The following is a 12,520-nucleotide window of genomic DNA, read 5'->3' as shown; positions in this document are numbered from 1 at the left end:
CATGGTTGAATCACCGCCTTCGATCACCCAAAAACCGACGGGCTTCCGCTGGGAGTTACTGGCTTTGCTCTGGCTGGCTTTCTTCCTGAATCAGGCCGACCGGCAGATTTTCAGCGTCGTATTGCCCCTTATCCGGAAAGACCTCGGCCTGACGGATGCCGAACTGGGCCTGATTGCGTCGGCACTGGTCTGGACCTATGGCCTCCTGGTGCCGATAGCCGGATTTATCGGTGACCGCTTTTCGCGCCGGAACATTCTGGGTTTCTGTCTGCTGTTCTGGTCCTGCGCAACCCTGATGACGGGCCTTTGCTCCAGTGTGTTGCAGTTCATTTTGTTACGGGGAGTGGCAACGGGTGGCGGAGAGGCCTTTTATGCTCCTTCGGCCAATGCGCTGTTAGGCGATCAGTACAAAGAAAGCCGTTCATTTGCGCTGTCGATCCACCAGACGGCGGTGTACTTTGGTATTATTCTGAGCGGCATCATTGCCGGCTACATTGGCGAACATTATGGCTGGCAGAACGCCTTTTATCTTTTTGGCAGTCTGGGGGTTGTACTGGCTTTGGTATTCTTCAGCCGTATCCCGAAGGACCTGGTAAAAACTACGGTCGAAGCCCGTCAACCGATGCTGGCCGAAATAAGCGAAACGGCTGGTATCATCATTCGCAAGCCAACGGTGATCATGCTCACACTGGGCTTTGGCTGCATGGTGTTCGTCAACGTCGGTTACCTGACCTGGATGCCCTCGTTTCTGGTCGATAAGTTTGGCATGAGCCTGACCGATGCCGGATTTTCGTCGCTGTTTTACCATCACCTTGGTGCCTTTCTGGGCGTATTGTCGGGTGCCAAAATCGCGGATTACTATGCCAAAGCCAACCCTCGAAGCCGACTCGTTGTACAGGCGCTGGGGTTGTTGCTTGGGGCACCATTTATCTACGGCATCAGCATGAGCCAAACGCAGGTACTCACCTACGTGGCGTTGTTTCTGTTCGGTATTTTCCGGGGCTGGTACGACTCCAACATTGTTGCCTCACTTTACGAAGTAGTGTCACCCAAAATTCGGTCGTCGGCCTACGGCCTCATGCTGGCCTGCGCTTTCCTGATTGGTTCCATGGCCCCCTATCTGCTGGGCGTATTGAAACCGACTCTGGGCCTAACCATTGGTCTGGCAAGTCTGTCGGGCGTTTATGTGCTGGGAAGCCTGTTTCTCTGGGCCGGAGCCTTTCTGTTTTTTGACCGGGACAAAGAAACTCTCCTATGAACCGACGCCATTTTATTGCTCAGTCAACCTTACTCAGCAGCCTGATGATAACCAACGCTACACACGCTTCGTCCACCCACCTGGATTTACTCGCTATCCCTAATCTGTTGTGTCTTTGGGATTTTGCCGGAAAGCAGCCGTTGCGTTCGAAAGGTAAATATCAGTATCTGTTGCATGAACCAACTGGCCCGGTAGCGATCCGCAACGAAGGGGTTTTGTCGAATCATTCGCTCGACATTCGGGAGCACGAATACCTGACCATTCCCCGTACCGACTGCCCCGGTCTGAACATCCGAGGCAGGAACGCGCAGGTAACTGTACTGGCCTGGGTGAAACGACAGGTCAAAAGCCGGGACAATGCTGAGTGCGAAGCCATTGCCGGTATGTGGAACGAAACCCAGAAAAAACGACAATACTGCCTGTTTCTGAACATTCGGCTGCGCGACAGCAAGAGTCAGGTATGCGGTCACATTTCGGGAGTTGGTGGCCCGACCCCAGGCGAAAAGTGGTGCGTCGACGTGTCCATTGGCCAGACTCCGGTTCGATACGATGAATGGACGTTTGTGGCCATGACCTACGACGGTCATCTCATTAAATCGTACCGAAATGGCTTGTTCGATGCCCGTACCGACCGAAACCCCTATCCCTACGAAGCAGGATTTTTTGATGGCGGAGAAGATGGGGCTGATTTTACGGTTGGGGCCGTTCATCGATTAGGAGCAATCGGCAACGATTTTGTCGGGCAACTTGGCGGACTGGCGGTGTTCGACCGGGCACTGTCGGCCGAAGAAATTGCCCGGATTCACGAACAGCATCCACTCCCCAAATCGTCGGTAGCTACATTGGCCACTGGGCTCAACTTCCCCGAAGGCCCCGCCTTTGCGCCCGATGGTAGCCTGTGGGCAGTTGAGTTGAAAGGGGAAAGCCTGATTCAGTACAAACATGGAAACCTGAAACGCTTTCCTGTAGGGGGAGGCCCGAATGGGATTGCCATTGATAAGCAGGGTAAAATATGTTTCTGCGATTCAATTCAACGAGCCATCCGACGGTTTGACCCCGTTACAGAAAAAACTGAAACCCTACTCGATACATTAGAGGGTCAGCCGCTCAACAAGCCCAACGATCTGGCCTTCGATTCGGCTGGCAATCTGCTGTTTACCTGTCCTGGCGAATCCCGGCAGGAACCGACAGGCTATGTTGCGGTTCGGATGGCCGATGGTACGGCAAAGACATTCACGACGGGCAAATATTTCCCGAACGGACTGGCTTTCAGCGCAGACGGCAAAAATCTTATCGTAGCCGAGACGTACAAACACCGACTTTGGAAAGGCTCCTGGAATGCAGAAACGGGCGAATGGACCGATGCGGCTGTATGGGCTTCCGTCGAAGGCCCCCAGGGACCGGGAGGCCCCGACGGCATGGCGTTTGGCGACGATGGTAATCTGTATGTTGCGGTATATGGCACCGGCTACATCCACGTTGTTTCGCCCGAAGGGAAGGTTATTCAAAAATTGAACACAATCGGTCAAAACCCGACCAACTGCGCTTTCGACCTAACAGGAAAACTTGGCCTCATAGTCACCGAAGCCGAAAAAGGTCAGTTGCAAAGTAGGGCCACACACGTCAAAGGAATCACATTATTCAATTGATTATACACTAGCTAAACGAAAAATCATGAGTATCGATCAGTATAAGAAAGAAGTCGGCTTGATGAATCTGGAGAAGTTGATCGAAAAGCGTGAAGGCGTTTCCGACACCCCATTTCCTATCCCAGAAAAGGAATTGCTAACCCGTTTTGAACAGCTTTATACTGGGGCTGTCAACGACGTCATGCGGGAGTTTTGTCTCCTCAATCAGGCATTGCCAGGCCATATTCTTCCCCTGCGCGAATATCGAACGATCGCCGGATTTGCTTTCACCGTCAAAAGTGCCCCCAATGCCATGATCCGGGGTGAGATGGAGTTCCGCACACAAATGCTCGAAGAGATGCACGAAGATGCTTTTGTCGTCTGGGATACAACCAGCGACAGTAAAGCGACGCTCTGGGGAGGGGTAATGACCGCCACGGCCAAAGGAAAAAAAGTAAAAGCAGCCTGTATCGATGGCGGTATTCGCGATACCCATCAGATTCTGGATGCTGACTTCCCGGTTTTCTACAAATACCGGATTTCAAATGGTAGTTTGGGTCGTTGCCTGATTACCCACTACCAGGTCACGATCCAGATCGGTGATGTAACGATTAAGCCGGGCGACATCGTGCTGGGTGATATTGATGGTGTATTGGTGGTGCCGCGCGACATCGCGTATGAGGTATTGATGCGGGCGGAAGAGATCATCGCCAATGAGAAGATGATTTTCAGTTGGGTTCATGAAGGGCAATCCATCCAGGAAATAACCGAAAAAGGGGGTTATTTCTGACCCTCCGACGCCCAGTCCAGCCTTACCATCGGGCTATTCATCCGTTGCCCCGTCCGCTTCCCTCCTCCGTTTTCGATAGTACATATACTTTTCAATCGAGTCAAGACAAATGGTATTTAGGATGGATAAATGCCATTTGTCAATTGGCCTGGAAGGATTTCTTTACTTGTTGCTTCACCTACCAAAGCCATGAGTCACATCGCTATTCAGGAAGATGTAAATGGTGAAGTTGTTACGTGGCTGGAAAAGGTAAGCGATCAGGAATAGGCCCCATAAGCATCACAACAATTAACCCGTACCAACAGGTTTAATCCTGGCGACGGCTGTACTTAACGGCGCCACTGTAGCAGTGGTATAACTTGCGCTCAAAACCCAAAGCGATCCGGTTATACCCGTAAAATGCTCTTTGGTTTGCAATAGTAAAACTAGCCATATCATGTGTTTTGTATACTTAACACTCAACACACGATATGGGGAACCCTACTTTTCCAACCTTCTGCCTCCGACGACGGTGCCCGAAATGCCGATCTACAAAATCATTTCGCCTGCATCGGGTCGGATGGCTTCGACGCATCCCGTTTGCTAAACTCTATTCCTGCCAGCGCTGCCGCAAACACTTTTTTACCATTTCCCTTACCGCATCAGACGACGAGTAACTTCCTGCAAATTCCTAGTTGTACCCTATGAAACGCCAGGCCGTTCGCTCAGGCGGGTACAACGATCCGGCTGCAAGCTCCATGGCCCGACGAGCTTTCCAGCGTAAACGTACCCTTCAGGGTTTCTACGCGGGCTGTGATGTTTCGCATACCAATGCCATTGGTCTGGGATGCGGGCGAAAACCCTACCCCATTATCGCGTACGGTTAAACTGATTTTTTTCGGCTGATGCTCCAGATCAATCGTGACCCGGTTGGCCTGCGAATGCTTGATGCTGTTATTGACCAGTTCGAGCGCAATGTAATACAACTCCGATTCGATTTTTGCGGTTGGCCGTTTCTCCTCCCCCCTGACAGTCAACAGGAATTGCATGCTGGGGTTGAAGTTGAGTTTATCGGTCAACTTCTGCAAGGCAGAAGCCAGTCCATGCGTCTGCAATTCGGTGGGTAACAGATTATGTGAAATCAGCCGCACATCGGAGTAAACATCTTCGAGCATCTGCACCATACCCTCGTGCATAACCCGATCCTCTTCGCTATAGTCCGCCACATCCCAGGCTTCCATCCGCCAGCGCAAAGCCGCCAGTTTGGTATTGAGATTGTCGTGCAACTCAGAGGCTACCCGCTTTCGTTCCAGACTTTGTCCTTTAAACAAGGCATCCTCAATTTCCTGATTTTTGACCATCAACTCCTGATTTTTTGTCTTCAGTTTCTGGTTCGACCAAAAGATCAATCCGGCCAACAGTGTAGCCAGCCCAGCAATTACGATCAGAAAATTACGAGCCTGGGTAAGTTTGTCATTGGTCAGCGTTTGCAGATGAAACTGTGCCTGCTGCCGCTGTTTGTCAAATGTATAGTTCATAGCCAAAGCGGTGGCTTTCTGAACCGATTCCCGGTTAAGCAGCGAATCCGAATCCGCTTTGTAGTTTTTATAGTGAGCTAACGCTTTATCCGACTGCCCGATTCCTTCGTAGGCCTGGGCCAGAATTGAATGATAGTCCGCCGTTTCGACCAGCAACGGCGGGTCGGATTCATCAGCCCATTTCAACCCTTCGGTGGCATACGTAATAGCCCGGCGATATTGATGCTGAGCCAAGTAAATCCTGGCGTAATTGATCTGTACCAGATGATCCAGAAAATCCTCCGACTCGGTCGCATCCTGAAACAGTTTGTCGCCCAACTGGGTATAGGTTAATGCTTTATCAAATTTCTTCTGCCTGATATACACCCTGCCCATTCGCAGATAGGTTTTGGGCAACCAGTAAGCCGCCTTCGTTGCTTTATGAATGGCTACAGCTTTTGCCAAAACAGCCAGAGCAGCCTCGTAATGCCCCTGTTTTTCCAGTATGTCGGCCCGTTGATTCAACAGGAAGGCTTCCAGTACCTTATCATTCCGCTTTCGCGCTACCCGTTCGGCTTCATCGAATGTTTGGAGCGCTTCCTGATACAATCCCAACGCAGCGTACGCTACACCCAAATTCGGTAAGGTTGAGCGCAGGGCCGACAGATCATTGGCTTCTTCCTGAAGTTGTCGGGCTTTCAGAAAAAATGCAATGGCCTGACTGAAGTTTCCGCTTCGAGCGAAAAACTGTGCTTTTTCGCTGTACACCGTTCCTTGCCACGATTTCTCTCCTAATCCCTTAAAGATTCCCTGCGCTTTATCGAAGAGGGGCATAATTTCCCGTTGCCGGGTCAGGTTGGTTTCCAGCAACTGCGCTTTGCGGATATAGGCTACCGCTTCCATATGTCGGTCCTTCAACCGGGCGGCTATCTGCAAAATGGTATCTACCTGCGCAAATCCCCCATCGAAATCGACCATGCGGTCGGCTTCAATACGAACCAGTTGCAATCGGGCTTTGCCTTCTCCAGGCAAAAACGCAAGTTGTCTGGCAAGCTTTGCCGATTGACTACAGTACAAAACCGCCAGCGAATCATTTCCGCTAAGCCAGTAGGCGTATCCTAGCTCATACAATACCCGAACCCGAACCGTATCGGGTCGGGTAGTTCGTAGCTGCTTTTGCAAAGAATCGGTGGGTTGCGCCTTGAGGGTCAGGGCAAATCCCAGAAAGAACAGAAGTAAACGGCTCGTCACAATGGTCTGAATAGTCAGGTTAGCGGAAAGGTTGGCGGATGCTTCGTTTGCCATGAGCCTGGGCGCAGGGCTGGCAACAAGTTACTCATATTGAATCAATAAATGACGGAAGTTTCGACTACGAATCTTCTCAATAATCCACATCCTGTTTTGACAACCACACAACGAAAGCGGTTACGCCAGGGAGAGGGATTTCTAATCGAAATGACTATTGAAAAGCAGTATCAACCCGCTTATCCTTTCTTTATGAACAGGCAAATGCCGATGTTTACCTCCTATGCCAGATACTCCCCCTTATACCTATGACTGAATGTAAAGCTGCCATTGCTGACGGAAACGGCAGCTACGCCATCGAAACCATTTCAATTGCCGACCCACAGGGCGACGAAGTCCTCATACAGATCAAAGCAGCCGGGATCTGCCATACTGACTGGGATTCACAATCGTGGGCCAAACCACTGGTTATGGGTCACGAAGGAGCCGGTATAGTGGTCAAAACCGGCAGTCGGGTCCGCCATTTACATCCCGGCGATCCAGTCATGTTGAATTGGGCCATACCTTGTTACGAATGCTTTCAGTGCCAGGAAGGAAACCAGCATATCTGCGAACGAAATTCAGCCGTTACGGCGGGCAATAAAGTGAGCGGAGGCCATGCGACACTGGCTTCGACGCTGTACAAAGGCGTACCTATCGAACGCGCCTTTGGCCTGGGCACTATGGCCGAGTATGCGCTGGTTCGCGAAGCAGCCTGTGTAAAAATTCAGGTCGAAATACCTTTTTCATCGGCGGCTATTGTAGGCTGTGGGGTTATGACGGGCTATGGATCGGTTATTAATGCCGCTCAGGTGAAGCCGGGTCGGTCGGTTGTGGTGCTGGGTACTGGGGGCGTTGGCCTCAACGTGATACAGGGAGCCCGTATTGCCGGTGCCAATCCGATCATTGCGGTCGATATCAACCCGTTGCGGCTGGAAATGGCTCGGCGTTATGGCGCCACCGACACGGTCCTGGCCGACAAAGCTGACGAAGGCTTGATGCAGGCAGCCGCACAGGTCAAATCCATGACCCATGGCCGGGGGGCCGATTATGCCTTCGAGTGTACAGCCATTCCAGCCTTAGGAGCTGCCCCATTGGCCATGGTTCGTAATGCGGGCGTAGCCGTTCAGGTCAGCGGCATCGAACAGGAAATCAAGATCGACATGAACCTGTTTGAATGGGACAAGCTGTATATCAACCCCTTGTATGGAAAATGTCGCCCTCAAATCGACTTTCCCATTCTTCAGAATTTGTACGCCAAAGGCGAATTACTGCTCGACCAGATGGTGACCCGAACCTATTCCCTGACCGATTTGCAGCAGGCATTTGCCGATATGCACGCGGGTAAAAATGCGAAAGGTGTTATTGTGTTTAACGAATGAGCCGTTTTTTTACTACCGAACTGGCCAACCTGGACGGATTGCAGTTGATTACGGTCAAAAGCAACGCGCTCAAACGACGAGCCGACCTGACCGTATTTCAGCCGAAAGGGTCTGAAGCATGTAACAACCTCCCGGTTGTGATTCTGCTGCATGGCGTATATGGCAGTCATTGGGCCTGGGCAGCCAAAGCAGCTGTCCATCAAACCGCCCAGACGCTAATCGATCAGGGAATCATTCAACCTATGCTGCTGGTGATGCCCTCAGACGGGCTTTTTGGTGATGGGTCAGGGTATGTACCGCACCGGCAGGAAAATTACGAAGCCTGGATTATCGACGATGTGGTTGGTGTTGTTCGGGAGCAGTTTACCTGTGTAAGTGCCACATCGCCACTATTCATTACGGGACTGTCGATGGGCGGTTTCGGGGCGCTCCGGCTGGGAGCTAAATATCCGCATCTGTTCAGGGCTTTCAGTGGTCTGTCGTCCATTACGCATTTCACACAGCTGAGCCAGTTTGTACAGGATTTTGCCGCTTTAGAGTCGGAAGCGATTGAACAGGATGGGGTTCTGGACTGGCTACTGAACCATAAAACCAGCCTCCCTCCTTTTCGATTCGACTGTGGTGTTGACGATAATTTGTTAGCTGCTAATCGAGAATTACACCAACAACTACTCATCCACCAGATTCCGCATAGCTACGAAGAGTTTACGGGCGGTCACTCCTGGGACTATTGGCGGGCGCATATTGGCCGAACCCTACGCTTTTTTAATCAGCACACTAATAATTGAGTGATTGAATGATTGAGTTATTGAGTGAATGGCTGACGCAGGCTAATTTTTTATTCAATAACTCAATCACTCAATCATTCAATCACTCAATCAAATATTCTCCTCACGAATAGTCAGAAACAACGTTTATGGCGTATTATGACCGAAGTAGTCTGCCCAATACGCTATGAATCAATCCGGAATAGCCGCCAAACTAGCCATAAACAATGGCGAAAAGCGCATCACCCAAACCTTTCCCTGGCCTATATACGATGATCAGGACGTACAGGCCGTGGCCAATATAGTCCGGTCTGGTCAATGGGGGAATCCCGACTGCACTGGTGCTGTAGCCGAATTTGAACAGCAATTTGCAGCCTATTGCGGCACGAAATACGCCATTAGTTGCGTCAATGGGTCCGTATCGCTGCGATTGGCGTTGATGGCCTGCGGAGTTCGTCCGGGCGATGAGGTGATTGTTCCCCCCTACACATTCATTGCGACCGCATCGGTGGTGCTGGAGGTCAATTGTGTACCCGTGTTTGTGGATATACATCCCGACACGTATAATCTCGACCCTACCGCCATCGAAGCCGCCATTACCGAACGTACGAAAGCCATCATTCCGGTTCATTTCGCGGGCCTACCCTGCGATATGGACGCTATCCTGGACATTGCTCGTCGGCATAAGCTGCGGGTCATTGAAGATGCAGCCCACGGCCACGGGGCCGAATACAAAGGTAAAAAACTGGGGTCTATTGGGGACGCAGGCAGCTTTAGTTTTCAGTCGTCCAAAAATCTGACATCGGGCGAAGGAGGCATGGTGGTCACAAACGACGATGCACTTTACGAAACCATGAACTCCCTGCGTAACGTAGGACGGCTTCCATCAGGACAGTGGTACGATCATTTTAATCCGGGCTGTAATTACCGAATTACCCAATTACAGGCGGTTTTACTAAGTGAACAGCTCAAACGACTGGACGAGCAAACCCGTCTCCGCAACGCAAACGGCTTATATCTTGACAGCCTGCTGGCCAATATCGATGGAATTACACCACTGAGTCGCGGTTCGGTCGACATCCTGCATGCTTACCATCTTTATATGTTCCGGTACGACAAATCCAGGTTCAACCAGAACTCCAAACAGGAATTCGTTAAGATGCTAGTGGCAGAAGGGCTTCCCTGCTCACCAGGATACCCCCACCCATTATACAAACAGCCTGTTTTTCAGAACAGAAACTGGATGTGCTATGCCATCCCCGATTCAGTCGATTATTCGCAAACTGACTGCCCCGTTGCTGAACGGGCCTGCGCCGATGAAGCGGTCTGGATCTTTCAACAGGCTATGCTCGGCACCCGAACCGATATGGAATCCTTTGCCGAGGCCATCCAGAAAGTTCAGTATGCCGTCAATCAATAAGCTATTCCTCATTTTTACCCTTACTCACGTATGAACCCGGCTGGTATTCATAGTTGGTTACGTTCTGTTCTCTTACTAGTACTCTGTGGATTGGGCTCACTCTATGCCCAATCCCTTTCCTTACAGCGAGCGGTTGTACTGGTATCGCCTTCGGTGCCAATGCCGATGCGCGAAACTGCCCCGCAAATGCTACGGGAAGAAATTGCGAAACGAACCGGAATTACCCTGGCCACTCGTTCGGACTGGCCTGCCCATACGGTACGTATCGCCTTTGCGCTCGCTGGCGACAAGACACTCTATGGAAATCCTGTTCCAGCCAATACAGACCCAAAACGGCCGGAGACCCAGCCGGAAGGTTTTCGTATTGTCAGTGAAACTGGGGCAACCAACACAACCGTGTGGGTGATCGGGGCCGATAGCCGGGGCATTCTCTTTGGGGCTGGCTGGCTATTACGAAACCTGCAGATGCACTCGAAACAGGTTGCCTTATCCCTCCCGGTCAACATCGCTACGGCACCCGCCTACCCAATTCGGGGGCATCAACTGGGCTATCGCACAACCGCCAATTCCTACGATGCCTGGACGGTAGCTCAATTTGACCAATACATCCGGGAACTGGCTATTTTCGGCACCAACGCCGTTGAAGGGATTCCGTTTCACGAGGACGAAAGCCCTAGCCCCCATTTTAAAGTCCCAGCCCCGGAGATGCGGATACGGATGAGCGAAATCTGCCAGAAATACGATCTGGACTATTGGGTCTGGACACCTGCTACCTTCCCACTAACCGACGCGGCCAAACGCAGCGCCGAGCTTGATCTGCACGAAGCCTTCTACCGGGCCTGCCCTCGGCTCGATCATATTTTCGTACCCGGTGGCGACCCCGGCGACAACCATCCTAAAGAGGTTATGCCGTTCTTAAAAGACTTGCACACGCGGCTGATCAAATACCATCCGAAAGCCAAAATCTGGTTGTCGTTGCAAGGTTTTAGTGTTGAGCAGGTCGATTATTTTTATACCTATCTGGCTCAGTATAAACCCGATTGGCTCGCAGGAGTCGTATATGGCCCCAGCAGCCCTTCCTTATCAGAAACCCGCTATCGGCTTCCCCGGCAATACCAGATTCGGCAATACCCCGACATTACGCATAATGTTCGCTGTGAATTTCCCGTTGCTCGTTGGGATCAGGCGTATGCATTGACGCTGGGTCGTGAAGCTTCCAATCCCCGGCCCTATTTTTTTGCCAGCGTACAGGCCGCCATGGCTCCCTTTACCAACGGATTTGTGTCGTATTCCGATGGGTGTCACGACGACGTCAACAAGGTTATTTGGAGTATGCGTGGCTGGGAGCCCGACCGATCTGTTTACGAGGTTCTGGAGGAATACGGGCGTTTCTTTTTCAAACCTGAACTGGCCGCTCCCGTTGCGGATGGCATTGGTGCGCTTGAACATAACTGGCAGGGCCCTTTAGCCGAAAATGGGGGTGTCGAAGCTACGTATACTTTCTGGAAACAACTGGAAACGGCAAATCCTCAATTGGCTACCAACTGGCGCTGGCAGCTTCTGCTCCTCCGTGCCTATTACGACACCTATACCCGTCGACGGTTGCTTTATGAACAATCGCTCGAACAGAAAGCCAATACCCAACTCGTTCTGGTCGATAAATCAGGAACAGAAGCAGCCATGAATGAGGCCCTTGCGCTGGTAAATCAGGCTGATACCAAACCGATTGCGCCAGCATTACGCCAGAAGATAGAGACGTTATGTGCTGACCTGTTTACATCCATCGGTCTTCAAACCAGCGTCCCTAAATACAAAGCCAAAGGGTACGAACGAGGCTGCCTGCTCGACTTTGTCGATTACCCCCTGAATAACCGCTGGTGGATGGCCGATGAGTTCACTAAAGTAAAGGCGATGAAAACCCCTGATGAGCAACTGGCTCGCCTGAAGTTCATCGGCACCTGGGAATCGCCCGGTAAAGGGAGTTTTTATGATGATATATCCAGTGTCAGCAAAGGGCCACGCGTTAAGACCATTTCGGATGACGCGACGGACATTGCCTGGTGGCAAAATGGGTCCAGCCGGGCCCGGCTCTCCTCACAAACCTTTCAACGCTGCCCCGCTCTCGACTACAACAATCTGGACCCAGGTTCGCGCTACATTATTCGGGTCGTTGGATTTGGTGAAGCCCTGCTTCGGGTCGATGGCCAGCGTCTGGAACCTACCGTTTACAACCGGGAAGCCGATACAGTAAAAGAATGGATTGTGCCTTTATGGGCTACGCAGGATGGCCGCATCAATGTCACGTTCGACCAACCCGAAGAATCGCATCTGAACTGGCGCCAGAACTCTCGCATTTCCGACATCTGGCTCCTGAAAGAAAGCCCGAAAGAATGATTTCTTTCGACTTTCTAAATCGTATGTTTGAACGAGCGATTGAAGCCATTACACAAAGCAATAGTTGAACCAACACCCTGCACGTTTACTGTTCAATGGGC

9 protein-coding genes are annotated in these 12,520 nt (G+C 51.3%); 8 read left to right on the top strand and 1 reads right to left on the bottom strand.

What is annotated here, in order from left to right; genetic code table 11:
* The first annotated feature begins 1 nt into the window (after position 1).
* The 4 genes from B153_RS0134280 (at position 2) to B153_RS38455 (ending at position 4,262) form a co-directional block, all read left to right on the top strand.
* A complete protein-coding gene (locus B153_RS0134280) occupies positions 2 to 1,258 on the top strand; it encodes a spinster family MFS transporter (RefSeq protein WP_020601289.1) in 1,257 nt (418 codons plus the stop codon).
* Positions 1,255 to 2,907 carry an SMP-30/gluconolactonase/LRE family protein gene (locus tag B153_RS38460; RefSeq protein ID WP_020601288.1) on the top strand — a complete coding sequence of 551 codons (1,653 nt, stop codon included), beginning with the start codon at positions 1,255 to 1,257 and terminating at the stop codon, positions 2,905 to 2,907. Before B153_RS0134280 ends, B153_RS38460 begins: the two co-directional genes overlap by 4 nt.
* A 25-nt stretch (positions 2,908 to 2,932) precedes the next feature.
* Positions 2,933 to 3,676, top strand: a complete 744-nt coding sequence (locus B153_RS0134265) for an RraA family protein (RefSeq protein WP_020601287.1) — start codon at positions 2,933 to 2,935, stop codon at positions 3,674 to 3,676.
* Between the two features lie 436 nt (positions 3,677 to 4,112).
* A complete protein-coding gene (locus B153_RS38455) occupies positions 4,113 to 4,262 on the top strand; it encodes a hypothetical protein (protein ID WP_211221730.1) in 150 nt (49 codons plus the stop codon).
* Positions 4,263 to 4,380: 118 nt separating this feature from the next.
* On the opposite strand, the gene B153_RS0134255 is transcribed toward B153_RS38455, so the two are convergent.
* The gene (locus B153_RS0134255; protein WP_020601285.1) at positions 4,381 to 6,477 is read right to left on the bottom strand and encodes an ATP-binding protein; all 2,097 of its coding nucleotides are present in this window, start codon (positions 6,475 to 6,477) and stop codon (positions 4,381 to 4,383) included.
* Between the two features lie 248 nt (positions 6,478 to 6,725).
* On the opposite strand from B153_RS0134255, the gene B153_RS0134245 reads away from it, so the two are divergent.
* The 4 genes from B153_RS0134245 to B153_RS0134230 all read left to right on the top strand — a co-directional run bounded on the left by B153_RS0134245 (position 6,726) and on the right by B153_RS0134230 (position 12,419).
* Positions 6,726 to 7,838, top strand: a complete 1,113-nt coding sequence (locus B153_RS0134245) for an alcohol dehydrogenase catalytic domain-containing protein (RefSeq protein WP_020601284.1) — start codon at positions 6,726 to 6,728, stop codon at positions 7,836 to 7,838.
* Entirely contained in the window at positions 7,835 to 8,626 is a 792-nt protein-coding gene (locus B153_RS0134240; RefSeq protein ID WP_020601283.1) for an alpha/beta hydrolase, read from the top strand. Before B153_RS0134245 ends, B153_RS0134240 begins: the two co-directional genes overlap by 4 nt.
* 166 nt (positions 8,627 to 8,792) lie before the next feature.
* A complete protein-coding gene (locus B153_RS0134235) occupies positions 8,793 to 10,025 on the top strand; it encodes a DegT/DnrJ/EryC1/StrS family aminotransferase (protein ID WP_020601282.1) in 1,233 nt (410 codons plus the stop codon).
* Between the two features lie 30 nt (positions 10,026 to 10,055).
* A complete protein-coding gene (locus B153_RS0134230) occupies positions 10,056 to 12,419 on the top strand; it encodes a hypothetical protein (protein WP_020601281.1) in 2,364 nt (787 codons plus the stop codon).
* The last annotated feature ends 101 nt before the right edge of the window (positions 12,420 to 12,520 follow it).

The organism is Spirosoma panaciterrae DSM 21099 (assembly GCF_000374025.1).
GTDB lineage: Bacteria > Bacteroidota > Bacteroidia > Cytophagales > Spirosomataceae > Spirosoma > Spirosoma panaciterrae.
Note: the sequence above shows the minus strand (reverse complement) of the source record. Positions and strands in the feature narration are given on the sequence as shown.

Bases quoted from the DNA above. Each gene is read 5' to 3' on its own strand.
- B153_RS38460 (WP_020601288.1), top strand. From the start codon at position 1,255: ATGAACCGACGCCATTTTATTGCTCAGTCAACCTTACTCAGCAGCCTG.
- B153_RS0134230 (WP_020601281.1), top strand. From the start codon at position 10,056: ATGAACCCGGCTGGTATTCATAGTTGGTTACGTTCTGTTCTCTTACTA.
- B153_RS0134280 (WP_020601289.1), top strand. From the start codon at position 2: ATGGTTGAATCACCGCCTTCGATCACCCAAAAACCGACGGGCTTCCGC.
- B153_RS0134265 (WP_020601287.1), top strand. From the start codon at position 2,933: ATGAGTATCGATCAGTATAAGAAAGAAGTCGGCTTGATGAATCTGGAG.
- B153_RS0134245 (WP_020601284.1), top strand. From the start codon at position 6,726: ATGACTGAATGTAAAGCTGCCATTGCTGACGGAAACGGCAGCTACGCC.
- B153_RS0134240 (WP_020601283.1), top strand. From the start codon at position 7,835: ATGAGCCGTTTTTTTACTACCGAACTGGCCAACCTGGACGGATTGCAG.
- B153_RS0134235 (WP_020601282.1), top strand. From the start codon at position 8,793: ATGAATCAATCCGGAATAGCCGCCAAACTAGCCATAAACAATGGCGAA.
- B153_RS38455 (WP_211221730.1), top strand. From the start codon at position 4,113: ATGTGTTTTGTATACTTAACACTCAACACACGATATGGGGAACCCTAC.
- B153_RS0134255 (WP_020601285.1), bottom strand. From the start codon at position 6,477: ATGGCAAACGAAGCATCCGCCAACCTTTCCGCTAACCTGACTATTCAG.